Source organism: Paenibacillus sp. USDA918EY (assembly GCF_009870825.1).
Classification (GTDB): domain Bacteria; phylum Bacillota; class Bacilli; order Paenibacillales; family Paenibacillaceae; genus Paenibacillus_AQ; species Paenibacillus_AQ albilobatus.
This window is the reverse complement of record NZ_WTWY01000002.1, coordinates 289,326-314,119: the sequence shown is the minus strand read 5'-3', so window position 1 is coordinate 314,119 and position 24,794 is coordinate 289,326. Positions and strand designations below refer to the sequence as shown.

27 protein-coding genes are annotated in these 24,794 nt (G+C 54.2%); 14 read left to right on the top strand and 13 right to left on the bottom strand.

Annotation, left to right across the window (positions count from 1 at the left end):
* Positions 1-184: 184 nt before the first annotated feature.
* The gene (locus GQY55_RS05730; protein WP_160039065.1) at positions 185-607 is read right to left on the bottom strand and encodes a GNAT family N-acetyltransferase; all 423 of its coding nucleotides are present in this window, start codon (positions 605-607) and stop codon (positions 185-187) included.
* A 177-nt stretch (positions 608-784) separates the two neighbouring features.
* Here GQY55_RS05730 and GQY55_RS05725 point away from each other — a divergent pair, with 177 nt between their 5' ends.
* From GQY55_RS05725 to GQY55_RS05715, 3 genes are all read left to right on the top strand, one after another.
* Entirely contained in the window at positions 785-1,486 is a 702-nt protein-coding gene (locus tag GQY55_RS05725) for a peptidase E (RefSeq protein WP_160039063.1), read from the top strand.
* Positions 1,487-1,559: 73 nt separating this feature from the next.
* Positions 1,560-1,949: a DUF4440 domain-containing protein gene (locus GQY55_RS05720; RefSeq protein ID WP_160039061.1), complete on the top strand. Its 390-nt coding sequence runs from the start codon at positions 1,560-1,562 to the stop codon at positions 1,947-1,949.
* A gap of 43 nt (positions 1,950-1,992) precedes the next feature.
* The gene (locus tag GQY55_RS05715) at positions 1,993-3,495 is read left to right on the top strand and encodes an amidase family protein (protein WP_160039059.1); all 1,503 of its coding nucleotides are present in this window, start codon (positions 1,993-1,995) and stop codon (positions 3,493-3,495) included.
* A gap of 176 nt (positions 3,496-3,671) precedes the next feature.
* Here the strand turns inward: GQY55_RS05715 and GQY55_RS05710 are convergent, their stop codons facing one another.
* The 8 genes from GQY55_RS05710 to GQY55_RS05675 form a co-directional block, all read right to left on the bottom strand.
* Entirely contained in the window at positions 3,672-3,938 is a 267-nt protein-coding gene (locus GQY55_RS05710; protein ID WP_160039057.1) for a hypothetical protein, read from the bottom strand.
* 73 nt (positions 3,939-4,011) lie between these two features.
* Entirely contained in the window at positions 4,012-4,974 is a 963-nt protein-coding gene (locus GQY55_RS05705; RefSeq protein WP_160039055.1) for an L-lactate dehydrogenase, read from the bottom strand.
* Between the two features lie 77 nt (positions 4,975-5,051).
* Positions 5,052-5,321, bottom strand: a complete 270-nt coding sequence (locus tag GQY55_RS05700) for a hypothetical protein (protein ID WP_160039053.1) — start codon at positions 5,319-5,321, stop codon at positions 5,052-5,054.
* A gap of 205 nt (positions 5,322-5,526) precedes the next feature.
* A complete protein-coding gene (locus tag GQY55_RS05695; protein ID WP_160039051.1) occupies positions 5,527-6,705 on the bottom strand; it encodes an NAD(P)/FAD-dependent oxidoreductase in 1,179 nt (392 codons plus the stop codon).
* Positions 6,706-6,742: 37 nt separating this feature from the next.
* The gene (locus tag GQY55_RS05690; RefSeq protein ID WP_160039049.1) at positions 6,743-7,183 is read right to left on the bottom strand and encodes a DUF1641 domain-containing protein; all 441 of its coding nucleotides are present in this window, start codon (positions 7,181-7,183) and stop codon (positions 6,743-6,745) included.
* Between the two features lie 475 nt (positions 7,184-7,658).
* Positions 7,659-8,195 (bottom strand): CcdC family protein, encoded by a 537-nt coding sequence (locus tag GQY55_RS05685; RefSeq protein ID WP_160039047.1) that lies wholly within the window; start codon positions 8,193-8,195, stop codon positions 7,659-7,661.
* Between the two features lie 102 nt (positions 8,196-8,297).
* A complete protein-coding gene (locus GQY55_RS05680; RefSeq protein WP_160039045.1) occupies positions 8,298-8,870 on the bottom strand; it encodes a TetR/AcrR family transcriptional regulator in 573 nt (190 codons plus the stop codon).
* A 1-nt stretch (position 8,871) separates the two neighbouring features.
* Positions 8,872-9,588, bottom strand: a complete 717-nt coding sequence (locus GQY55_RS05675; RefSeq protein WP_160039043.1) for an MBL fold metallo-hydrolase — start codon at positions 9,586-9,588, stop codon at positions 8,872-8,874.
* 390 nt (positions 9,589-9,978) lie between these two features.
* Between GQY55_RS05675 and GQY55_RS05670 the strand changes: the two genes are divergently transcribed.
* Entirely contained in the window at positions 9,979-10,584 is a 606-nt protein-coding gene (locus GQY55_RS05670) for an RNA polymerase sigma factor (RefSeq protein WP_160039041.1), read from the top strand.
* Positions 10,532-12,148 carry a DUF4179 domain-containing protein gene (locus GQY55_RS05665; protein WP_160039039.1) on the top strand — a complete coding sequence of 539 codons (1,617 nt, stop codon included), beginning with the start codon at positions 10,532-10,534 and terminating at the stop codon, positions 12,146-12,148. The genes GQY55_RS05670 and GQY55_RS05665 overlap by 53 nt, the downstream gene beginning before the upstream one ends.
* 150 nt (positions 12,149-12,298) lie before the next feature.
* On the opposite strand, the gene GQY55_RS05660 is transcribed toward GQY55_RS05665, so the two are convergent.
* Positions 12,299-13,192, bottom strand: a complete 894-nt coding sequence (locus GQY55_RS05660; protein ID WP_160039037.1) for a putative RNA methyltransferase — start codon at positions 13,190-13,192, stop codon at positions 12,299-12,301.
* Positions 13,193-13,598: 406 nt separating this feature from the next.
* Here GQY55_RS05660 and GQY55_RS05655 point away from each other — a divergent pair, with 406 nt between their 5' ends.
* The 3 genes from GQY55_RS05655 to GQY55_RS05645 all read left to right on the top strand — a co-directional run bounded on the left by GQY55_RS05655 (position 13,599) and on the right by GQY55_RS05645 (position 16,161).
* Positions 13,599-14,033 (top strand): Rrf2 family transcriptional regulator, encoded by a 435-nt coding sequence (locus GQY55_RS05655; RefSeq protein WP_160039035.1) that lies wholly within the window; start codon positions 13,599-13,601, stop codon positions 14,031-14,033.
* 222 nt (positions 14,034-14,255) lie between these two features.
* The gene (locus GQY55_RS05650) at positions 14,256-14,783 is read left to right on the top strand and encodes a sigma-70 family RNA polymerase sigma factor (protein ID WP_160039033.1); all 528 of its coding nucleotides are present in this window, start codon (positions 14,256-14,258) and stop codon (positions 14,781-14,783) included.
* Positions 14,773-16,161 carry a hypothetical protein gene (locus tag GQY55_RS05645; RefSeq protein WP_160039031.1) on the top strand — a complete coding sequence of 463 codons (1,389 nt, stop codon included), beginning with the start codon at positions 14,773-14,775 and terminating at the stop codon, positions 16,159-16,161. Before GQY55_RS05650 ends, GQY55_RS05645 begins: the two co-directional genes overlap by 11 nt.
* Before the next feature lie 62 nt (positions 16,162-16,223).
* Here the strand turns inward: GQY55_RS05645 and GQY55_RS05640 are convergent, their stop codons facing one another.
* The gene (locus GQY55_RS05640; protein WP_160039029.1) at positions 16,224-16,805 is read right to left on the bottom strand and encodes a TIGR00730 family Rossman fold protein; all 582 of its coding nucleotides are present in this window, start codon (positions 16,803-16,805) and stop codon (positions 16,224-16,226) included.
* Positions 16,806-17,199: 394 nt separating this feature from the next.
* Here GQY55_RS05640 and GQY55_RS05635 point away from each other — a divergent pair, with 394 nt between their 5' ends.
* The 5 genes from GQY55_RS05635 (at position 17,200) to GQY55_RS05615 (ending at position 21,873) form a co-directional block, all read left to right on the top strand.
* Entirely contained in the window at positions 17,200-18,246 is a 1,047-nt protein-coding gene (locus tag GQY55_RS05635; RefSeq protein WP_160039027.1) for a lactonase family protein, read from the top strand.
* 456 nt (positions 18,247-18,702) lie between these two features.
* Positions 18,703-19,803, top strand: coding sequence for a sulfate ABC transporter substrate-binding protein (locus GQY55_RS05630; protein WP_160039025.1), 1,101 nt, complete (start codon positions 18,703-18,705; stop codon positions 19,801-19,803).
* Positions 19,804-19,833: 30 nt separating this feature from the next.
* A complete protein-coding gene (gene cysT, locus GQY55_RS05625) occupies positions 19,834-20,673 on the top strand; it encodes a sulfate ABC transporter permease subunit CysT (protein ID WP_160039023.1) in 840 nt (279 codons plus the stop codon).
* Positions 20,674-21,534 carry a sulfate ABC transporter permease subunit CysW gene (gene cysW / locus GQY55_RS05620; RefSeq protein WP_160039020.1) on the top strand — a complete coding sequence of 287 codons (861 nt, stop codon included), beginning with the start codon at positions 20,674-20,676 and terminating at the stop codon, positions 21,532-21,534.
* Between the two features lie 111 nt (positions 21,535-21,645).
* A complete protein-coding gene (locus tag GQY55_RS05615; protein ID WP_160039018.1) occupies positions 21,646-21,873 on the top strand; it encodes a YezD family protein in 228 nt (75 codons plus the stop codon).
* Between the two features lie 287 nt (positions 21,874-22,160).
* On the opposite strand, the gene GQY55_RS05610 is transcribed toward GQY55_RS05615, so the two are convergent.
* Positions 22,161-23,027: a hypothetical protein gene (locus GQY55_RS05610; protein ID WP_160039016.1), complete on the bottom strand. Its 867-nt coding sequence runs from the start codon at positions 23,025-23,027 to the stop codon at positions 22,161-22,163.
* A gap of 72 nt (positions 23,028-23,099) precedes the next feature.
* Entirely contained in the window at positions 23,100-23,753 is a 654-nt protein-coding gene (locus tag GQY55_RS05605) for an MgtC/SapB family protein (RefSeq protein ID WP_160039014.1), read from the bottom strand.
* A 400-nt stretch (positions 23,754-24,153) separates the two neighbouring features.
* Between GQY55_RS05605 and GQY55_RS05600 the strand changes: the two genes are divergently transcribed.
* Entirely contained in the window at positions 24,154-24,717 is a 564-nt protein-coding gene (locus tag GQY55_RS05600; RefSeq protein ID WP_160039012.1) for a glycerol-3-phosphate responsive antiterminator, read from the top strand.
* Positions 24,718-24,794 lie beyond the last annotated feature (77 nt).

The window sequence follows — 24,794 nt, the reverse complement described above, 5'->3', positions numbered from 1 at the left end:
TCACCCAGGTGTAGCATTTCGGTAAGAAAGGTCGGTGGCTTTCCTTTGCCCACAATTTGCTGAAGTGCAACGATAAAGCAAAAAGGCCGAGTACGGGTACAAATTAACCCCAAACTCGACCTTTTTCGAATCCGAATGGTCATCGCATAGGAACCTACTTATGAGATGCCCCTCTTTTTCAAGTTTATTGCGGCTCCGGGCTGCCGGACTGATGCTCGTAGTTGCGAATCAGCATGCCCTGCGCTTTTCTCATGCCAAGCTGTTCGTAAAAATTCTGGAGATCCGGATCGCACAACAAATCGACCATATAGATGCCCTGCAGCTTATCCAGCATTCTGCGGGTCAGCTCTTTTCCGATCCCCCGTTTCTGATAGGCGGGCACCACTTCCAGCAAAGGAATGTAGGCTGTCAGCACCCGGTCGGATAAAGCGGTAATGAAGCCGACCACCTGCCCCGACTGATCGTCCTTGGCCAAGATGACGTGGGTCGCATTTTTAAGAATTTGCATGAAAACGCTATAAGAAGGCGGATTCGGCCACCCGTCGAAAAAACCTTCCGCAAGCGAAGCTTCGGTCATATCGCGAATATGATCCTGATATTGAATCATGGTGATTGTCCCTCCTCAAGGATCGGTTCTCTTGATCATAATGCCAATTCATGCCGGAAACAACGGTTTAAGCCAATTTTTAGGTGGCGGCGCGGATCGGGGTGCTGTTATGATGGATGAAAGAATTTTGGAATAACTAGCTTTTTTGATCGTTACCTGCAGAAAGAAGGGAATTCCATGAGACAGGTGATCGCGCTGGGCGGCGGCGGCTTTTCTATGGAGCCGGATAATCCGCTGCTCGATCAATATATTTTGCGGCAGTCTGCAGCCCGTACGCCAAAAGTGTGCTTTGTCCCGACGGCCAGCGGGGACGCGGAAGGATATATTGCAGGGTTTTATGAAGCTTTTTCGGCGTTCGGCTGCACTGCTTCCCATCTCGCATTATCCCGGCTTCCTACGGCTGATTTGGAGGATTACGTCTTGGAAAAGGACATCCTTTATGTGGGCGGGGGCGACACCATGCGGATGCTGGAAATCTGGCGGGAGCACGGTTTGGACCGCATACTTCGCAAGGCATGGGAGCAGGGCGTCGTTTTGGCCGGACTTAGCGCAGGCTCCATGTGCTGGTACGAAGAGGGAGTCAACTGCGATGATGCCGGGCAGGCAAAAGTTGTCCAAGGATTGGGCCTCATATCCGGCAGCCACAGTCCGCATTATGATTCGGAGCCGGAGTACAGACGGGGTTATCACGAGCTGCTGCGCAGCGGCCGGATCGGCGCAGGCGTTGGCGTAAGCGATGGGGCGGGCATTCATTATATCGGCGGCAAAATTCACCGCGTCGTCAGCTCGCGCCGGGAGGCCCGGGTCTACGGGGTTGAAGCCCTTGATGGCGAAGTTGCGGAAATTGAGATGATTCCCGAATATTTGGGGGCGCTTTAAGACGGGGAGTTATGCAAAATACTGCAGGCCAATGCGAAAGGTCAGCGCCAATATACATAGGGAGTGAGTTTTCATGTTTGATGAAGCCATTGCTGCGGTCGAAGCGTACCGCAGAGTTATCAATGAAGGGACCGCGGAAGAGGTGAACGCATGGATATCGGATGACTTTATCGGTTATTTTGGTTATTACCCGGATCGCGATTACGAGGTCTACCGATCCGAGCATTATAAAACGGACAACCTTGAGACGCTGGCCATGTATGAGGGCAAGGAACCTCATTGGGAGTACAGCGACCTCGCAAGGAACATGCGTACAGAAAATGAATTGATCCTATCGGCCATCGTGAACTTCAGCCTGCACGGCAAACAAGTCGCGAGCGTGCTGGCCATGGAAGTATTCCGCAAGGAACAAGGGGAATGGAAGCTGTACAGGCAGCATATGGAGAAATATGCCACGGTCTGAAACGATGCGGCTGCCTCTAACGTCAAATCTGGAGTGAGGACAAATGGAAGAAACACGAAATATCGAAGATTGGATCGTGGAGCTGGATATCCGCGGCATGCAGGCTGCCATGGAATCGGGCGAAACCACCTCCGAGGAAATCGTCAAAGCCTATCTGAAACGGATTGAGCGGTACGACGGCAAGCTGAAATCCATCATTGAAGTGAATCCGGAAGCGGTAAACATCGCAAGGGCGCTCGATGACGAACGTTATGAAAAAGGGAGCCGCGGGCCGCTGCATGGCATACCCCTGCTCCTGAAAGATAATATTGATACCTCTGATGCAATGCATACAAGTGCAGGCACGATTGCTTTGGCGGAGCACGTGGCGGCGCAGGATTCATTCGTCGCAGCCCAACTGCGAAAGGCCGGGGCCGTATTCCTCGGGAAGGCGAACATGACGGAATGGGCCAATTTTATGGCAAGCGACATGTGGGCCGGATACAGCAGCCGCCGGGGACTGTGCTTAAATCCATACGGCCCGGGCGAACTGTTCGTCGGCGGCTCCAGCTCCGGTTCGGGCGCCGCCGTGGCGGCGAATCTGGCCGCCGCGGCCATCGGCACGGAAACGTCCGGGTCGATCATCAGCCCGGCCAGCCAACATATGCTGGTCGGCATTAAGCCGACGGTCGGACTGGTCAGCCGTTCAGGCATCATCCCGATTACGCATACCCAGGATACGGCCGGACCGATGGCCCGGTCCGTTGCCGATGCGGCGATCATGCTGGGGGCCATGACCGGGTTGGATGAGCGCGATGCGGCAACACGCGCCGGCGACGGCCGTTTTTTAACGGATTATACCCCGTTTCTAGACGCCTCTTTCATCAAGCAGGCGCGTATCGGCATTCCGAGATTTTATTTCCGAGAGCTGGATCAGGACCGGACGGCGATTCTCGAAGCGGCGATCGAAGCGCTGCGCAGCGAAGGAGCAACGATCGTCGATCCGGTGGAGCTGCCTTGTCAGGATGCGTCCTGGAACGGAAACGTCTTGGTTTACGAGTTCAAAAAGGGCGTCAACGACTATCTCGCGCAGCTTCCTGAAAGCATCCCCGTACATACGTTGGCCGAAGTGATCGCGTTCAACAACGAGCATGCCGACCGGTGCCTGAAATACGGGCAGGACCTGCTGGAGAAATGCGAAGCGACAAGCGGGACGCTATCCGAACCGGAATATTTGGATACGCTTCGGTACAATAAGGAGATGTCGCAGTCGCAGGGGATCGATTACGCGCTCGAAACCTACAATCTTGACGCGCTATTGTTCCTTGGTTGCGATGATGGGGATGATATCGCGGCCAGAGCGGGGTATCCGGCGATTACGGTGCCGGGAGGTTACGCGCAAGATGGCGTCATCGCACCGGGAGGTTACATTACCAAAGGGCCGGTGGGCATCACGTTTGTCGGGGCCGCGTTCAGCGAGCCGACGCTGATCAAGATTGCTTATGGGTACGAGCAGGCGACCAAACACCGCGTGCCGCCGGATATGAGCGGACTGGAGGGGCGGTAATTCATCACGCGTATGAACATCCGGAACATCCGGCTGCAGATTCGCCAGGGAAGTAGCATGGCCGGATTCAAAGTGATCGAAGTCCGCAGTAAATGAAAAAGGAGCCTTTGCCCCAGCCGGTCCGGACAAGATGTTCATCTGCCGGAAGGCGGGGAAAGGCTCTTTTTAAAACCGTTTTATTTTCGTGCGCGCATTTTGCGAAGCAGAACCACAACCATGGCGGACAGCGGCATCAGCAGCATACCCGCATCCCATGGCTGGTTGTACCAAATCCGCTGTCCGATGCCTAAACAGGACAATAAAATAATCAAGACTGCGAAAAGTACCATCGGGTCCAAGGTGCGATGAAGAACCTTTTTAAACAACAATCTTAATCCGAAATAGACTACAGCAAAATAAAATCCGCACATCAGCAAAACGGCAAGAACTGCGGCGAGCATCATCAATTTGACCCACCCCGATTCAATTGGATATCGATTCCATTATACCCTATTTTGGCAAAAGATGTGGACTCGGTTATCGGATTGGCTCCATGTTGAGCCCTTCCAAATTGCGGCGGATCAAATCGCAGGAATCGCCAAAAAGCTGCCGCTCGTCTTCGCTCAGCTTCAGCTCGAGCAATTCCTGAATGCCGTCGCTGCTAATGATGGCCGGAACCCCGGCGCATACGCCGTGTTGCCCGTACTCCCCGTCGAGGATGGCCGATACGGCGATAATTTTATGTTCATCGTTCAACACGGAACGGGTAATATGGGCAATGGCGCTGCCGATCCCGAAATGGGTCGAGCCCTTGCGCGTGAAAATTTCCCATCCGGCGTCTTTCGTTTTGCGCGCGATGTCATGCAGATCGACATGCTTAAACCGCTCCGGATGCTGCTCCAAAATGTCGAGGATCGGCTTGCCGCCGATGGTGACATGCGACCATGCCACGAATTGCGATTCGCCGTGTTCTCCCAGGGCATACCCGCTGACGCTGCGCGGATCGATGGAAAAAACGTCGGACAGCAGCGTTTTAAGCCGCGACGAGTCGATGGACGTGCCTGTGCCGATCACGCGGTGGCGCGGAAAGCCGGTAAGCTTCCATATCATATACGTAACGATATCCACCGGATTGGCGGCCGTAATGAAAATCCCTTGAAATCCGCTCTCGACGATCGGCGTGACGATCTGCCGCGTAATTTCGGCGGCGTCGGCCAAGACGTCCATCCGGTTTTGTCCCGGTTTCGGATTGGCTCCCGCGGTCAGAATAACGACATCGACATCGGCGCAATCCGCATAGGTTCCGGCGTACACGGTCGTCCGCGTATGGGTAAAATCGATGCAATGCGACAAGTCCAGCGCCTGGGCCAGCGCCCGGTCGTACGTGCGGTCGATCATCATGATTTCGTCGCAGATGGATTGGTTAATCATGGCGTAAGCGCAGCTGGATCCGACCATGCCTGAGCCTACGATAGCAACTCTTCTTCTTTTGCGTTTCATGTTTCATTCGCTCCTTCAATGAATATTGTACACGAGATTGTGATAAAAATCTCATAATCGGCCGAGTTATTTTATTTCTAGTCCGGTGTCAGGCGCCAGGGCAGCTGCCGGACGGGTTTTCCGGCCCGCAGTTTGGGCAAGAGGCCGCGGTTTTGCAAATATTTGCACAAATGCGTCCCAACGGAGCTTCCGAGAATCGCAATCGTGTCATGCCCGTTGACCCGTCTTAAACCGGCATAAAGCGCCGAGCTGAATACAATATCGATGATGATGAACTTCGCCAGATCCGCGCGGGTGAAAACCCAAACTTGAAATTCCGCAGGCTGCGCCGCCGCAAGCTTCCGCATGCCGTCCTCCTTGCATTTGCCATAAATCTTTTCCCTTTTTAGGATATAGAGAAGAGGGACGTCCAAGAACACGCGGACAAGATCGAATTTTGCGGCGGGACATAGGCGCGCTGGAAAATGGATAAAAAAACAGGGCCTCCCCGGTCGTCGGACCGTGCGGGATGCCCTGTTGTGCCGTTTAAAGCGGCAGTCTTCCGTTCATATATTAATAAGCCAACGTGTACAAAGCTTTGATGTGGGAAAGGTAACGGATGTTACTTGCTTCCTTCATCAGCGTCGCAGGCAGACCTTTCAGCGAAATGTTGTTTTCGCCGATCGTCGCTACCGCGTCTTTGCGGCCAAGGCTAGCCAGCGTACCGGAGTTTACCGGAGCAAACTTTTCGAACGCTTTGTCGTTCAGGAACGCATACAGGTTGTAGCCGATCAGCTCGCCCATTTGCCATGCGATTTGCGCGGTTGGAGGGTAAGGACGTCCGGTTTCGTCGAAGTATACGGCGCTGTCGCCGGCAACGAATACGTCTTTATGGGACGTGGACTGCAGGAATTCGTTGACGGTTGCGCGTCCGCGGTTGACTTCCAGGCCGGATTCGCCGACAAGCGGATTGCCTTGCACGCCGCCGGTCCATACGAAGGTGTTGGTGACGATTTTTTGGCCGTCTTTCAGGTCGACCACGTTGCCTTCCACGTTCGTTACAGGCAGTCCGGTCAAGAACGTTACGCCGCGGTCTTCCAGACTTTTTGTCGCACGTTCGATCAGATGGTCGGGAAGCACAGGCAAAATTTTAGGGCCGGCTTCGACGAGCATCAATTTGATCTCGCTGCGGTCAATGCCGTATTTTTTGGTCAGGTTCGGCAAGATGTCGGCGATTTCGCCCACGAGCTCGACGCCGGTCAAGCCGCCGCCGCCGATGAGGATCGTTGCGTCAGCCGGATCTTTTGTCTGGGAGTAAGCTTGGATGCGTTCTTCGATATGGCGGTGAATGCGGTTGGCATCGTCAGCGGATTTAAGCACCATGCTGTATTTGTCGAGTCCAGGAATGCCGAAGTAAGCGGTGATGCTGCCAAGGCCGACAACAAGCGCGTCATAGCTCAGCTTGGAACCGTCCGAAAGTTTAACTTCTTTGCTGTCTACGGAGAAAGACTCGACTTTGGCGATTTTCACATCGATGTCTTTGCCTTTGAACAGTTTGTCGAGCGGCATGGCGATCGCTTTTTCTTCGATGCTGCCTGCAGCCAGACGGTGAAGCTCGGTAATGATTTGGTGAGTCGGATATTGGTTCACCACGGTCACGCGCGCTTGGTCTTTGTTCATATATTTACGAACGGTCAGCGCGGAGAGGAGTCCGCCATATCCCGCACCCAAAATGACAATATGTTTTGACATAGTTTTTCCTCCGTCCTTACCTAAATATTAAAGTGGATTATTTTTGTTCTTTCGCGTTTTCAGCAGAGACTTGGAGATAAGCGTTCACGAAACGGAACAGCTTTTGCGCTTGCGGATCTTTCAGCAATTTGAGCAGGCCAAAAAGACCGATCACTTCTTGACTGCTTTCTGCGCGGTCTTTTGCTTCGATCACGTTTGCGGCAACGGATTTCACCGATTTGATAACCGGGGTTGCCATTTCCTGAATGGCGCCGACCGTATCGCTTTTAAGCGTTTTGTCCGTAGCCACGGCTTGAGCGAAATCGTAAGACTTTGTCAATACATTCACAAGCTCGGTCAGCTTTGGAAGATGGTTGACCAGAGTGGTCAAAGATTCCTGAACCTCGGGCTTGAGCAGCTGGTCGAGCAAATCCTGTTGATTTTGGCTGACAGGCGCATTCGCTTGTTCAGTCTTTGCATCAGTAATTGTTTCCGACATGTCCATTTCTCCTTTGCGTAAGCAGCAGTGCTTAATTTTATTTTAAAAAGGGCTAATAGACCCTTTTTGGGCAGAGGGGTCTAGAAGCAACAGACCTTCCCCAAGTGAAAAAGGCCGCAATCTAACTCATCATTACCTATGTTAACATAATGTTCACCAAAAGGATAATGAGGCATTTCAAGCGTTAAGCACAAATTGTGAAGTTTTACACAAGTATACGTCTTCTTGGTCCCAATCTCTCTGTTTTCCTCCATTTTTGTGCGCAAATTGTGACAATTTCAACAAACTGCACCTTGATGAAAATGTTGCCACGCTTTCCGTCTTTCTGCCTTAGGTTCTGCATTTCCATACAGCAATATACCCTTGAACGCCGCAAGATGCAAGCAAAAAGCTGCTTGAAGGATCCATAAGGAAAAACCGCCTTGTGCGGCGGATCACGCAAAAAGGCGGTATTTCTATATTTTAAGCTATTCGGTTATGATTGGGCGTTCGGTGGGGTAGAGCTCTCCGGCACCGGATTGCCGTTTAGTTCGCCCGACGCTTCAATGGAGCGATACTGCTTCAGCATAAACACCCTCCAGCGGAGGATCATGCCGAACGCCAGCAGGAAAAAGAGCGCGCCGGATTGCGGTATCGAAACGTATTCGTCAATGACCTGGTGAAGGACGGTCCGAACGATCAGCAGGGCGAACAAAATGACGACGAAGCTTTTGGAACGTCTGGCAAACACCTGTCCTTCCGAAACTTCGAATTTGGTGCTGCGAATGAGCGGATATGAAAATAAAAACCAGCCGACGAGAAAGGCGGCCAAAGCCCAAAGCCATGGAACCCGGACTTGCGGCGCCACGAACATCAGGAAGCCTGTTGCCATGCCCAGCGGCGGGATGATGATTTTTTTGATCGTTACAGGTCTATTGCTGGCCCTCAAACGGACGAAAATGACCAGAAGCGCCATAACCAGAGCCCCCACGGTAGATCCGATTTGAAGATACGAGGGACTAATATGAGCCAAGTTCAAGACTCCTCTCTGCGTAAAGATATAATTAATCACGTATAACTATATTATATCACGCCAGGCAAGAAGTAAACTTGACCATCGTATGACATTTATCGCTTATGATCGGCCTCTTTCCGCGTGCAATCCACGCAGAAACGCCTGCAAAACGTACGCCACGCTTTCATCCACTCGCAGGTCCATTTGGAAGCCCCCGTGCTGCTCGAGCGACGCAAATCCGTGCAAAAGGCTGCGCAGCCCGCGGATGGCGTGCAGCGTTTCTTTTTCCCCGAGCCCGTAGGGCTCCATGATCCGCAAAAAGAGGTTCAGCAGTTCCTGTTTCACCGATTCGAGTTCTTCATGCTGCTGCGTATTTACCTTATAAAAGGCTTCGTACAAGCCGGGGCGGGAACGGGCGAAACCAAGGTACGCTTTGCACAGGTTTTGGACGGCTTCGTCTCCCGTTTTGCCGATGACCGCATCCCGCGTCGTCTCGACGAGAAGGCGGATGCAGTAGACGGTCAGCGCCGCCCGCAAATCGGGAAGGCCGTTCACATGGTTATAAAGGGAAGGGGAGCGCACCTTCAGCTTTTGCGCCAGCGCCGCCAGCGTCAGCGAGTCCAGGCCGGATTCATCGGCGAGCTCGGCGGCGGCGACAAGAAGGGTGTGGCGGTCAAGGCCCATTTTGGCCATCTTATTTCACCTCCCGAAAAGCGGCTTCGGCGCGACGGATCGCTTCGTTTATCGCTTCCGCAGGCTGCTTGAGCATCCGGCCGTGACCGACGGCCAGCCAGGACGGCGTTAAACCGGCCAGGCGGCGGGCGCTGGCAAGGGCCGCTTCTTTATTCCAGGTCGCCATCGCGGGAAAAGGGAAAAGCGGCCGCATATCGCCGGATACCGCCATGCCGCCCCGGAGCTGGAAAGCGTCGCCCGCGATCAGGACGTTGCTCCGGGTATCGAGGAATGCCATATGGCCGGGCGTGTGTCCGGGAGTGGCGATGGCCAGAAGCGAGCCGATCCGTTCTCCGTCCGTCAGGAGGCGATCCGGTTTCGTGCGCATGTTTTTCGGGACGTCGCCTTTGATCGGCATTTGCGGCTCCCCGTCCTCAAGGGCGCGGCTGCCGGCCAAAAGGGCCTGATCCCGGCGCGATATATACACTTCAGCGCTTGGGACGGCTTCCTTCAGTCCGTCCAAAGCACCGACATGATCTCCATGGGCATGGGTGAGAAGGATGCGGGTTATCGGTTTGCCGAGCGACTTCGCCGCTTTTAAAATCCCCTTCAGGCTGAACGGCATGCCTGCGTCGATTAAGGTCAAGCCGTCCTCTTCTTCGACAAGATACACATTGACGGGGAACAGGCGGGGCATAAAGGAAAGCTGGGTAACTTGATGAACCGTTGTTTTTTTCATAAACAATCATCCTCCCATACGCAAAACTAATCTTATTAGCATTATAACTAATCACATTAGTTTTTTGCAATCGGATTTTTTACCCGCATGTTGCATAAGCCGCCTTCTTTTGAAAAAAAGCGTTTCCAAAAAGACAGTTTCATACTATAATGGTTTTGTAAACCCTTTCATATGTCTAATCTGATTTTGGGCCCTTCATTTTTGAAGGGCTCCTTTTTTTGAAGAGATAGGGAAGTTTCCGTTGTCCCTGCAAAGCGCTCATTCGGCTTCGAAGCCAATGTTCCGCTTTTTGCGGGGATATTTTTCGGAAAAAGCGAGAGGAAACGCCCGCTTCGTTCGTCTACATCATATATGAAAGGTCAGAGGTAGAGAGAGCAGGGGAGGATCTTTATGACAGACCCGTCACGGGACGCTGCGCTGGTCAAACAGGTGCTGGCCGGCCATAAGGACAGCTTCGCGCAGCTGGTGGACACACATAAAAACAAAATATACGGTTTGCTTCTGGGCATGGGGGCCGGTCCGCAGGACGCCCAGGATTATACGCAGGAAGCTTTTCTGAGAGCTTACCGCAAGCTTGCCAGCTTCAGGGAGGACTCCAGCTTTGCCTCCTGGCTGTATACCATCGCCGTGAACGTGATGAGGGACGCAAACCGGAAAAAAAAAGACACGCCGGCGGATGACAGTTTGCTCAGCCAGGGGAGGCACCATGCCGAAACGCCTGAGCTGGCCTATCTGCGCAAGGAAACCGGCGGGGAAGTGCGGGAGCTCATCGAACGGCTGCCCGAGAAATACCGCATTGTGCTGCTTTTGAGATATACGAACGAGCTGAGTTATGAAGAGATCGCCGGGATTGCCGGCATTAAAGTGAATCAGGTGCGGAACCGGCTTCACCGGGCCAAAAAGTCCTTATGCAAAATGGTCAAGGATAAGGAGGGGATCAAGCATGAGATGCTCGAAGCTGTCGCAGATCAAAGAGTCCATTCGGTCTGGAAATAGTGTGGATGAAGAAACGCGTCTCCATACGCAAACATGCCCTGAATGCCAATCGCTGCTGCGGCTGGCGGAGGAAGAGGAAAGGGCATGGGGGGAGCTGCTTTTTCGGGCGGCTTTGCCTGACGGATTTACGGAGCGGGTAATGGCTTCCCTGGCCGACGTCGAGATCGAGAACGAGTCCGGAGAGCGGATGCTTGTGATTCCCTTCAAACGGACGCGCAGGACCGGCCGCATCATCAAAAAAAGCGCGCTGTGGGCGGCGCTGCTTTTGATCGTCACCGGCACCTTTACCTTGTACGCCCAGCCGTCGATCGCCGATTGGGTCAGGTCCATTTTTTCGAATGAGACGTCGGACAGCGGGATGCTCGATGCCCGCAAGCTTGGCATTGTGCAAAATCCCCATGTAAAGGTGAAGGATAAAGGCTATGCCCTCGAAATCGACGAGGTGGTTGCCGATGCCACAAGGCTCGTGATGGGCGTAAAGGTGACGGACCCGCAAGGGAAAGCCCTCGTTTATGCGATTGATTGGAATGATCTCCACATCACGGATCTTAGCGGAAACGAGGTGGCGGAGCTGCGGGGGATCGAAGGCTCGGATTCGGTCGAAAAATTGACGTTTGTTTTCGTAAAGGAGATTCCGATGGATGCGCTGATCGTGGAAGCGCACGTCGATCGGCTGAAAATTCCTTATACCGAGAGGGTCGTCGAGGGAAACTGGGATTTCCGGTTCAAACTGGACATGCAAAAAGCCAACGCGATGAACATCACGACGCCGCTGCATGAGAAATATAAGACGCCTGACGGCATGCTGATCCAAATGGAAAAGCTGGTTCGCACGCCTAGCGGGGTGCGGCTGGAGTTAAGCACGTCTTTGAGCCGCGAAGCGGCCAAACGTTCACCGGGCGGGCTTGAAGCCGACCAGCAGCTCATGTTCCATTTTGAAAACGAGCAGGGGGAAGACATATCGAGCGTAAACAATCTAAGGGCCCCGCATATGGAAACGATCATCTCGCAGAACAGCGAGTTTCGCGGAGGCAAACGCCACTGGACCTTTACGTTCCGGTACCTGCCATACGACAGCCAGAAGCTGCGTTTCGTGTTTGACGGATACTCTATTCCAATCCGCAGCAGCGGTTCGGTGGAGCTCGTTCCAAACGAGCTGAAACGGCATCCGGTTGTTTTCAAGGACCAGGGGGACGAACTGACGCTGAGCGATTTTTGGGTCGACCGCGATCCCAATCTGCAGAAGGGTACGGGCCCGACCGTAAGCCTGATCCGGATGAATGGGAAATTCCGCAATATGTTCAACCATGACGAATGGATCGTGAAGGATTCGGACGGGAAGGAATACCCGGTGACGTACAGAGGATCGGTTGGATGGGGTGTATTAAACGAAGCCGCGGGGGATCCCGGTTTTATCGTGAACGGAATGGGCAAGCTGCCGGAAAAGGCGACGCTCATCCGCACCGTCACCGACAAATGGTACGACAACGTGGAATGGTCCTTTGAGCTGCCGAAGGGCAAGTCGATCCCCGGCCTGGAAAACGCGGCTCCGCCGGCCTACTGATATCATGGAAATTCCGGATTGAGCTCCGCGCCAAAAAACGGGTAAACGGCAGGAAGACTATACGACAAATCGAAAAAGCGTACCTCCTCCAGCTTGATGCTGGAAATGAGGTACGCTTTTTTTAGCGGAAAAGATGTTCCGAAATATTCACTATCTAAAATGTTTGCCCCATAAAATATAGAAATCGAATGTCATCCTAAAGGAGCTTTGGGCGAGCAGCCGACGAACCTGTTCCTCGGGCGCATGCCAGGACAGCGGCGTCATCCGGAGCATCGCCTCCAAATGCCGCGGGTCGAGCAGCGTTTCGTATCGAACGCGCCGCTCTTCCATATCCGGAAAATGTTCGGCGAACAAAGCGGCCGTACGTTCCGGATCCTTGTCCCGCCGGGCCTGGCGGCCGTACAGAAATTGCCGGAGTTCCCGCAAATATTCCGGTCCCGGGACCACTTTGGCCAGCATGCCGCCGTTGGCGAGCAGCCTTCGGAATTCCCCGTAGTTGGAGGGGGACAATATGTTCGTGATAACGTCGAAACTTTCGTCTTGAAACGGGCTGCGGGCCAAATCGGCCACGCACCAAAGGGCGCGGGGGTTTCCTTTGGCCGCGGTCCTGACGCCCGGTTTGGACAGATCCGCCCCGACCGCGATGACGTCCCGATGCAGGCGGGACTCCAGATGGGCTTGAAGAGCGGACAAATGCGATCCTTCGCCGCATCCGGCATCCAGGACCGACAACGGGGCGGCTGGTTCCGGCCCGAAATGTTCCGCTATGACGGCAAACAGCTCTTCCAGCAACCCGTTAAAATACCCGCTGCCGTTGATCAGCTTGCGCGCCGCAAACAGCTCTTTATCGTATTTGCCCGGCTTCGCGTTCGGCATCAGGTGAACGTACCCGTCGCGGGAGAGATCGAACAGATGGCCCGACGTACACGACAGGCTGCGTTCGTTCGCCAAGTTCATGGCCATGCCGCAGACCGGGCAGCGGAAAAGGGATACGTGGCGGGCCAGCAGGCCAGCCAGCGATAACATATGTTCTTTTTTGGACAATTCAAATACACCCCATTCATTCGTTTGGTTCGGGATTTTGCAAATCCCGGGTCAAATGAAAAAGGCGCAGTTAAATAAACCTCGGCTCAGGCTTCGAAAAAAAGCGGCCGGGCTGATTTAAACCTGCACCTCTCATTAACGCAAACGAATGTAATGGATCATGGTCCGGTGTCAGCTCCTTGTCCAAAATTCGCGGAAGTCGTCTTCCGGTATCCCTATTGTAACGCAAACCCGAAACAAGATAAAATCACAAGGATGGGGTTTATCTTTTCAGCGCGAAGATACACTAGTAATGTAACGGTACACGATACGTCAGAGCGTCCCCGGGAAAGCTTGGAGAAACGGTCGGCCCAGGTTGACATCAGCAACTGTTAACCATATAATTACAGTATAAGGAGGAGCAAAAATGAATAGTGAGTTTAACATTGCCGTCCATTGTTTAACCCTTCTTAGCGTAAAAGAGGAACATATGGCTAACAGCGAGGAAATCGCCAAAAGCGTCTGCACGCATCCCGCCCGCATCCGCAAAGTGCTCGGCCTGCTGCGCAAGCATGGGTACGTGGCGACAAAGGAGGGCGTCGGCGGAGGATACCTGCTGAATCCGGAAACGGAAAACGCGACGCTGGGAGACTTGTATCGCCTGCTTGCCCGAGGTTCCTTGAAGCCGGGATGGTGTTCCGGCGGCGAGGAGCTTCCTTGCGAGGTCGCGTCCAATATCCAGGGGGTTATGGATCAAATCTACAACGGCGGGGAATCGGCGCTGGAGCGTTATTTAGACGGAATTACGATGAAGGACGTCAAACGCCAAATCGTCGAGGCCGGCACCGCGGACCCGGTGTAACGTCAAAATTATGGCTATAAAACAGGCAGCTTCCGAAGCGGGGGCTGCTTTTTTGCTGCTTCGTCTTGGCCAACGCCGGCAATGCCGAAAAAAATAAAACCGTTTGCGTTTCGTCGCTGTCTTATAAGTATGGAATTTGCAAAATCCTTCATCGATTCCGGCAAGCCCGATCCGTCGATGAACTTCACCGGCCGGTGAAAATGCAGGAAAGGGGCAACGTTTATGGTGGACCCGAAACGTTCCGCCGCTGCCAGCCAAGGAGATGAGGAGACGTTTTACGCCCAGGTATCCGGATTAAAGAGAAAGCTGTACGGCATCGCATACAGCTATTTGGATCATGAGGCCGATGCGCTCGAGGCGGTGCAGGAAGCGGTGTGCAAAGCCTGGATGAACTACGGCAAGCTGAAGGACCCTTCGGCGTTCCAGGCATGGCTGATCCGGATTTTGATTCGCTGCTGCATCGATGAACAGAAGCGGAGGAAGCGGCTGCTTCCTTTAAACGTGGAGAGGGAAGAACGCGCGGCCGAAATGATCAGCGACAGCAGGCTCGACCTGCATCAGGGGATGCAGCGGCTGCGGCCGAAATACCGGCATGTGCTGACGCTCAAATATTATCAGGACATGACGCTTGCCGAAATCGCGAAAGTGCTGGACAAACCGGAGGGAACCGTAAAAACGTGGCTTCACCAAGGCTTAAAGCAGCTGCGGGGGAAAATGAGCGCGGGAGGCGAATTATACCATGGCAAATGAGGAGCGGCTGCTGGAGCAGTACTTCGAGCCGGCGCACATTGCCGAACGGAGAATTTCGGAGGAACGGCTGGAAAGCGCGGTTCGAAGCGGCATGCTGCGCGGCGGCCGGGCGAAAACCCGGCGGAGGATCGGCAGAACGGCTATGTCCTGCGCGGCGGCGTTACTGCTTATCGTGGCGGCTGCCGTTTATGTGCCGGACATGCGTTTTGGAGGCGGCCTCAAAGAGATGCAAACGGCAGCCGATCAGCGAATCCCGTCTTATGTGGAATGGGAGGTCGGCAAAAGAGGGATGCTGCGCGAAGCGTTGGATCAGGGGAAATATCAGGCGGTGGGCGTGACGGCATCCTATGAGGGATTTCATGTCACGGTGGACGGGATGATGACGGACCGGAAACATGTGGTTTTGTTTTATACTTCCCAAAGCGACAATGGGGACCGGATCAAACCGGTGAATCCCGGGCTGTATACGACCGTCTACGATAAGCTTCCTTACAAGCAATTCGTTCGGGACACGAATGAGAGGACGGGTTATTATGACAACGGCAGCTATCGCGATATGCTGATTTTTGACCTCACGGGCGGCGGGAAGCTTCCGGATGAGTTTTATTTTTCGGGCGAATGGGATAACGGCGAGTTGCCGGCAACGCGAAAATTTCTGGAGGTGAAGATCCCGGTGGACGCCGCCAAGCTTGCGGTGCTTGAACGAACGGTGCCCGTAAATCACGTGTTTGACTTCGAAGGCATCAAAATCAAACTTGAAAACATGGTCCAAGTTCCGGAACGCATAAATTTAAGCTTAGCTTCGGATGCATCCGGCATGCAAAAATTCGCCCGTTTTCTGGATTGGGAGCTTCGTACGAAAAACGACCGCGGAAACGTGCTCCCGCTGGCGATGGCCGTAGAAACCGAGCCCGGCAAGCGAACCTTTGGTTTTTATGCTCCGGACTATGTGAAGGGGGACCCGCTCGAGCTGCGGGGGTCCTGGATCGAAACGGCTTTTCAGGGAGAAAGGAAGCTCGTGATCGACACGAATCAATTTAAGCTGATACAGGCGCCGGACGACAGGCTCAAGCTGGCTTCCATCGAAACGTCAAGCGAACGGATCCGGATTACGTCAGGGTTCCAAAGCGTGGATTCGCGCATCGGCCAGTTTTTGAAAGTAAAACCTGAATTTACGGATGGAAAAGGGAACAAACACGTTCTAATGAACAACAGCGAGGTGATTCACGAAGGATGGAAACAGAATGCGGACAGCGGCTTGGACGAGTATTATTTCGACATTGCCGGCAAGTCCTACCCGCAGCCGTTGACCTTTGAAGTCGAACAATACCCCGGTGAGCTGATCAAGAAACCTTTTAGCTTTACGATTCAAAAATAGCGCAAAACAAAGAAAAACAGACCGGGCGTATCAAGCCTTCGGTCTGTTTTTCTCTATCCATGTTACGTTTGATCCGGTTTGAGGAAGGTTTTGACGGCAGGCGGCTCGTACGACCCGAATTGATCGAGCAGCCGGCCCGGGTCCGTGTCGACAAGCGCCATGGATAAATATTTTTCCTGCAGAAACTGCTCGGTTGCCATATGTTTAAAAAACTCCAGCAGAGGATCGTAATAATGGTTGGTATTCAGAAACCCAAGCGGCTTGCGGTGCAGTCCAAGCTGGGCCCACGTAAAGATTTCGAAAAACTCCTCCATCGTTCCCGGTCCGCCCGGAAGGGTCATGAAACCCTCGGACAGCTCGGCCATTTTGGCTTTCCGTTCATGCATGGAACCGACGATGATCAGCTCCGTGAGATGCTTGTGGGAAATTTCCCGTTTATCCAAAAAGCCGGGCATGACCCCGATGACCTGTCCGCCTTCGGCCAATACGGAATCGGCCACGGCCCCCATCACGCCGATGCTCGAACCGCCGTAAACGAGCGTAATGCCGCGGCGCGCCAGCTCTTTGCCAAGCTGCTTCGCGCCTTCCACATATACTTCCGACGCACCTTTGCTCGAACCGCAAAATACTGCTACCGATTTCAATCCAAACTCCTCCTCCAATGTGTTTTTCATCTAGACATTGCCGTTTTCTCTTGAACTTATTCCCTTTTGCAGGACTGCCTCAGCGTGCACGGGAGGCACCGAAACGCATCCTCCTCCTGACAATGGTTCCAAGCGGGATGCCGGATTCCTGACTGAACGAAAAAAATGGAGAACTCGCGTTCTGATTCCATTATATCGTTACTAAGTTACCGCATAAAGGAAGAAGTGAAACGAGCCCTGCTTTCGGATCGATGCGGATTGCGGGCGGTTTCCTAATCGGGAACGTCGAAAACGAACTAAACGTTGCCGCCCGGCGCCGAAACGATTATTGTAGGGATAACGGACATGACATTGGATGCAGCAGGAAACCTAAAAGAAGGAGCGTCGATTCAATATGAGCGACAATAAAAGATGGTTTTACGCCGGCACGTATACCGGGGCGGACGAACAAGGGATTTTTCTTTGCGCCCTCGACATGGATAACGGAAGCATGGAAATCGTGCATGGAACGGACGGGATCGCCAACGCATCGTATCTGGCTCTGAATGCGGCCCAGGACACTTTGTATGCAGTCAGCGAGACCGGGGACGGCGAAGTATGCGCTTATGCGGTGGACGGGGCAACGGGAAAACTGCAGCTGCTGGACCGCAAGCCGACGCATGGATCAGATCCGTGTTATCTATCCCTCACCCGGGATGATACCCATGTGCTGGCAGCCAATTACTCCAGCGGCCACGTCAATGCCTACCGGATCGAAGGCGACGGAAAGCTGGCCGAGACGGGCCTCGTCCGCCACAGCGGCGGCAGCGTCAATCAAGAACGCCAGGAAGCGGCGCACCCGCATTCGGTGTTCCAGGATCCATCGGGGAAATACGTGTTGGTCTGCGACCTCGGCCTGGACGAAATCGTCATTTACCGTTTGGAGGGCGGCGAGCTTCAAGAACATAACCGGGTAAAAACGGCTCCCGGGGCGGGACCGCGGCATTTCGATTTCCATCCGTCGGGCCGATGGGCATACGGCATCAACGAGCTGGACGATACGGTCAACGTTTATGCGTTTGACGCGGAGGCGGGGAATTTGCAGGTGATGCAGACCTTGTCCGCATTGCCGGAAGGCGCCGCGAAGGGAAGCAGCAGCGCGGACATTCACGTCACGCCGTGCGGACGTTTTCTGTATGCCTCGAACCGCAGCGACGACAGCATCGGACTGTATCGCGTCGATCCTTCCACAGGTCTGCTCACGGCGGTCGAATGGGTATCGACAGGCGGCCGGACCCCGCGCAACTTCGCGATCGTCAAAGGCGGATTTTTGCTTGCGGCGAATCAAAACAGCGATTCGGTCGTCTCTTTCAAGATCGACAAGGAAAGCGGGCGTTTGACGCCGACGGGACATGCGCTGACGCTGCCGAAACCCGTTTGCATCGTTCCGGTATATAAATAATCGTTCTTCTTGAACAGGGCGGCTTCCGCATAAAGCGGGGGCTGCCTTTTCGTATGTCGGCATACCGACATTCACGCTTGAGAGTTACTCCAAGTTAAGTGGAACGGATCAAAAGCCAGTGGAATGACATCGAATCCGGCTCTCTTCATATCGTTGTGCAAGGCAGGCTCGATAGAAAAAAGGTGGCTTTTTTCTAAAAAAAGGATTGACTCCGCAACGGGCCGTGATTACAATACGAATATAACATACTAAACAGGTAGGATTAATTGAAATAAAACCGACTTGGAGATGGATGGACATACGATCGTTCCCGCCGTACAAACGGAGGAACCGCCGATTACGAATGATGCAGCGTGTTTTTTTGATGCGCCCGTCATTTGGAAAGGGGTTTCTCCGTTTTTTTTTCTTACCTGAATTCCAGGCGGGGAACACAATTTAAGAAATGGGAGTGGGACCATGGTGAATCGCAAGGGGATCCGAATCGCAAAAAAAGGGGCGGTCATTTCGCTTGTGCTGCTGCTGACGGCGGCGCTTGCCGCCTGCGGAGGCAAAAAAGAAACCGGTGAATCCGTATCGGCAGAGGGACAAAACCAAAACAGCGAAGCGAAAAGCGACGCAAAGGAGATCAATCTGCTGAACGTTTCGTACGATCCGACCCGGGAGCTTTACGAAAATTACAACAAAGCGTTTGCGGCGTATTGGGAAAAAGAAAAAGGGCAAAAAGTGACGATCAAACAATCCCACGGCGGATCCGGCGCGCAGAGCCGTTCCGTGATCGACGGGTTGGAGGCGGACGTGGTGACGCTTGCGTTAGGCTACGACATCGACGCCATCCAGAAAAAAGGGCTCATCAAGGAAGGCTGGCAGAGCAAATTCGAATTGAACAGCACGCCGTACAATTCGACCATCGTCTTTTTGGTTCGCAAAGGCAATCCGAAGGGCATCAAGGACTGGAACGACCTCATTAAAGGCGACGTGCAGGTCATTACGCCGAATCCGAAAACGTCGGGAGGAGCAAGATGGAACTACCTGGCGGCATGGGGATATGCCCTGAAGCATAACAACAACGATGAGGAGAAAGCAAAAGATTTCGTGCGCGAGCTTTTCAAGCATGTACCCGTGCTGGACACCGGCGCCCGCGGGGCGACGACGACGTTCGTGGAGCGGGGCATCGGCGACGTGCTGCTGGCTTGGGAAAACGAAGCGCTGCTGTCGGTGAAAGAGCTGGGGCCGGACAAATTCGACATCGTCTATCCATCGGTCAGCATTTTGGCGGAGCCGCCGGTAGCGGTCGTGGATAAGGTCGTGGACAAAAAAGGAACGCGTGAAGTCGCAGAAGCTTACCTGAAATATTTGTATTCGGAGGAAGGTCAAAAAATCGCCGCCGAAAACTTCTACCGTCCGACGCTGCAATCGGTGCTGGACCAAAACAAAGACACGTTTAAGTCGCTCGATCTTTTTACGCTGAAGGATGTCTTCGGCACATGGGACGAGACGCAGGCCAAACATTTTAACGACGGCGGGGTATTCGACCAGATCTATACGCCGGGCAAATAAAGCGTGCGAAGGCAGGAAAGAGGTGAACATATGAGCGAAGCAAAAACAAGGCGGAGCCGGGTTCTTCCCGGCTTTGGCCTGACGCTCGGGTTCAGCGTCGCGTATTTAAGTCTGATCGTCCTGGTGCCGCTCTCCGCGCTGCTGATCAATTCCACCGGGCTTGACTGGGCGAAGTTCTGGCAGGTGGCGACCGACCCGCGCGTGCTTGCCTCGTACCGGATCAGCTTCACGACGTCGGCCGCGGCGGCCCTTGTGGATGCGGTGCTCGGCCTTTTGCTGGCTTGGGTGCTCGTCCGTTACGAATTTCCGGGAAGGAAGCTGTGCGACGCCCTGATCGATTTGCCGTTTGCGCTGCCGACGGCGGTGGCCGGCGTATCGCTGACGGCCCTGTACGCCCCGAACGGCTGGATCGGCTCGCTGCTGGCGCCGCTTGGCGTCAAAGTCGCCTTTTCCCAGCTTGGGATCACCCTGGCGCTCATGTTTATCGGCCTGCCGTTTGTCGTCCGGACGCTTCAGCCGGTGCTGCAGGATATGGAGCGCGATGCCGAGGAGGCTTCCGCCACGCTTGGAGCGGGCAGGTTCCGGACATTCCGCAGCATCGTGCTGCCGGCCCTCGTTCCGCCGCTTCTGACCGGCTTTGCGCTGGCTTTTGCCAGAGGGATCGGGGAATACGGTTCGGTCGTGTTCATATCCGGCAACATGCCGATGAAAACGGAAATCGCTCCGCTGCTGATCATGTCGAAGCTGGAGCAGTACGATTACGCGGGAGCGTCGGCGGTGGCCGTTTTGCTGCTGCTGATTTCGTTCCTGATGCTGCTGGTCATCAATTCGCTGCAGCGTTGGTCCGGCCGAAAAAAGGAGGCGGTATAGATGGCGGGAGGCGTACCCGGAGCTGCCGCCGTGCGCCAGGTGCAAACCTCGCGGGCGGCGACCGAAGGGCCTTTGGTTCAATGGCTGCTGATCGGCGCGGCGGGTTTGGTGTTGCTGTGGCTGATCGTGCTTCCGCTTGCCGTCGTTCTGACGCAGGCGCTTAAAAAGGGATGGGATGTTTATATCAGCGCCCTCTCCGACCCCGACGCGCTGTCGGCGCTCAAGCTGACGCTGCTTGTGGCGCTGATTGCCGTACCCCTCAATACGATTTTCGGGGTGGCCGCGGCATGGGCCATCGCCAAATTCAGGTTTAAAGGCAAAGGGGTGCTCATTACGCTGATCGATTTGCCGTTTGCGGTTTCGCCCGTGATCGGCGGGCTGATCTTCGTGCTGGTGTTCGGTGCTAACGGCTGGTTCGGCCCGTGGCTTGCAGACCATGACGTCAAAATCATTTATGCCGTGCCGGGCGTTGTGCTCGCCACGATTTTTGTCACCTTCCCTTTCGTGGCGAGGGAGCTCATACCGCTCATGGAGGATCAGGGACAGCAGGAAGAGGAGGCGGCCATAACGCTGGGCGCGAAGGGATGGGCCGTCTTTACCAGGGTTACGCTGCCAAACATCAAGTGGGGGCTGATCTACGGCATCATCCTGTGCAACGCGAGGGCCATGGGCGAATTCGGCGCGGTATCGGTCGTTTCGGGACATATCCGCGGCGAGACGAACACGCTGCCGCTGCATGTCGAGATTTTGTACAACGAATATCAGTTTTCGGCTTCGTTCGCCGTCGCATCGCTGCTTTTGCTGTTGGCCCTTGCCACGTTGCTGATCAAAAGTTTGTATGCCGGAAAAAACGCGCATTGACAGTCTTTTTCCCGGCATGATAATGTAACTTTAAAACATAGTAATTTGGTTGGAAAAGAATGATTTACCATGTGCATCAATATCGTTCTGAACGCAAAGGAGGCGCTTGTCATGGCAAAAGGGCTCCAGTTAAATGAGGTATGGCTCGAGAGGATTGCCGGCCAATTAAACGACATGGAATTCGGCTCGCTTCATATCGTCGTGCATGAAGGCCAGATCGTGCAGATGGAACGGACGGAGCGGAAGCGTTTTGAGAATACGCCCTCCAAACCGGCCAAAGCGGGGATTGCCTCCCGGGCGAGGCAGGATCTGAAAAAGGCGGCCCAGGACCGCCGGTAAGGACAGCCGGGCCGGCAGCCTTAGCCGCTTCAAAATTGACGGCAACGCAAATAGCATCCGGGCAGAACGGAAAAAGGCAAAACCCGCTGACGCATCAAGCCGTAACGAAGGCTTGCCCGCCGGCGGGTTTTGTTTATCATATCAGAATACTACAGAGCCATTGCTTCCTGATATTGCATGAAAAACTACCTTTAAACGCGGTCTGTCTTCTTAGGATCCTATAAATTCTCGGGGCTCCACGCAAAGTACCTGAATCAGCTTCGAAGCTGATTCAGCACTTTGCGGGATTATTTTCTTGGCGGCTTCCGGTCGTCTGTCTCGAGCAAGTCCTCCGACCCTGCATACGGGCGGTCGCGCCGCGAACGTTTGGGGTTCACGCCGAATCCGCATGCAAACAAGACGGCTTGAAGGGCCAATATGTACGGCGCGGCCCATAGGCCTGCAAAATGCGCCAGCGCAGCCGCGCTGATGCCTAAGGCCAATATACGATAGGCGTATCTGAGCGAGTCTTTGCGCGGCGTCATGACGGCAAAATAAAAGGATACGACGGCCGCCAGACAGGATACGAAACGCATCCACAGCTCTGCGCTTGTCCAGGAAAGCAAGGGAAAGTCACGTTCCTGGAATTGTCCGTAAAGCTGCACGCTCCAATAAACGACGAATGACAACAGAAAAAAAGGCACCGCTGGCCGCACCAGCTTCCAAAACGCCGCTCCCCAGCCCGGGTTGTCCAGCCACCTTATAATGGAGGCCTGTTCGCGGATTTTTTTCCTGATCTCGCGATCGAGCAGCCGTTCCAGCTGACCGTGGCGGGAAGCGTCCCGTTCCTTCGCATAAGCGTCGATGGCTTCGATCATTTCCGTCGTCACCAAAGGGGCCGCTTTGCATTGCTGCAGAAGGAAATGCACCGATTCAGGCTCATGTTCCGCTTCTTCCGGAGCCGGCTCCGCATCGCCGCCCAGCAGGCCCTGCGCCCGGCAATACAAGTCGAGCGTCTGCCGCAGCCTCTCCAGCCGGGCCGAGGCCGCCTTGCGGTAAGAGCGGGCGGTGCGGATGTATATCCATAAAAACACGATGACCGCAAACCCCGTGACGATGATCCCGGTCTGCGTATCGGTAAGATCATTGGCATGAATCCAAGCCGCAAACGGCAACGCGAATACCCTCCTTCACCGCTTTTGATTCCACTATTGCACAACAGGCTCCGGATTTCAATATTTCCTGGATTATTCCAGCTTCGCGGACAAAATATGCGGCAAGCTGTCGAGGTTCTCGAGCAGTTCCTGCAGGGTTCCGTTATGTTTTGTTTTGGCTTCGATTTTGAGATGGTACATGCCGAGGCGTTCGGGGTCCTGCTCCATTTCGTACGACGAGATGGATATTTTGCGGGACGTTAGCGACTCCAAAATCGGTTTGACGGATTCTTTGGCATCAAGCTCGAAGGAAATTTGCAGCGTCCGCCCGGACTTGAAAATCATGCTGAGCAGCTCCAGGCCGATCATGACCAGCACCGTCGCGCTGATGCCGGCGGCGTACATGCCCGAACCGATGGTCAGGCCGATGCCCGAGGTGGCCCACACGCCGGCCGCCGTCGTCAGCCCGCGCACCATTTTCCGTTCAAGGATGATCATGCCTGCGCCGAGAAAGCCGATGCCGCTCACCGCCTGGGCCGCGACGCGGCTCGGGTCGAGCGCGACGTGATCATGCTCCAGCACCTGGGAGAAGCCGTATTGCGATACGAGCATAATAAGCGCGCTGCCGACGGCGACGAGAAAATGGGTCCTGAGTCCGGCTTCCTTTGCCCGCAGCTCCCGCTCCAGACCGATGATCGCTCCAAGCAGCCCGGCGACCGCCAGACGGATGATGTACTCTGCAACCATACATTCATCAGCTCCTTTTGCAAAATAAAAAACAGCTCCTGAACCATTACCCATAACCGTTCTTTGGATATATATGGTTTATTTTTCTATGATATCAGAAAGAAACGATTTCAAGCGGACCTTTCTCATGTCCGGGCAAAAAATCGGCTCTTGAAGGCGATAAAAGCTGCTCCTTCCTCTTCTGCACTTAATGTACGACACGGGGCGGAATATTAAACCGTGTTGCGGTACGAATATTACCGGGTAGACACCGCTTACATTTTGATTTATACTAGGCGCAAGTTCATAAAAGCGGCGGAGAAAAGGAGAACACGTGAATGAAGTCCCCTCGGGGACCGTCCGGTGTTTTTCTTTTCTCTTTTTCGTATGATGGCAACAGAAAAGAACGGGGGAGCGACACATGTCTTTTACGAATCAACTTATTTTGCCGGCAGCCCGTAAGGTGAAGGATCTGGAGAAGCTGATGAAGTTGTCGTACGAATACATCGTCATTTTGGATACGCACGTCAGCCAAATCAACTCGATCGTTCAACTGGCGAAATCCCATGATAAAAAGCCGCTTCTCCATGCGGATCTGATCGAAGGGCTGAAAAACGACGAATACGCCGCGGAGTATCTATGCCAGGTCGTGAAGCCGGCAGGCATCGTTTCGACCCGGGCCGGGGTCATCGCCAAAACGAAGCAGAACGGGCTTCTTGCAATTCAGCGTCTGTTTCTGCTGGATACGAACGCGCTGGAGAAAAGCTACGCGATGTTTAAAAGGACGCAGCCCGATTACATCGAAGTCCTTCCGGGCGTAATTCCGCATATGATCACCGAGGTCTCCGAACGGACCGGCATTCCGGTTTTCGCGGGCGGACTGATCCGGACGGTCAACGACGTGGAACAAGCCGTTCGCGCGGGGGCGTCCGCCGTGACGACGTCGAACGTCGAGCTGTGGAAGCATTTTGAGCATAAGGACTAAGGCGGAGCCGGATGGAGAGGCAGGTCGTCAATACGACGACGGTGCTGGGGGCGGCTTTATTTGGCGGGGCTGCCGTC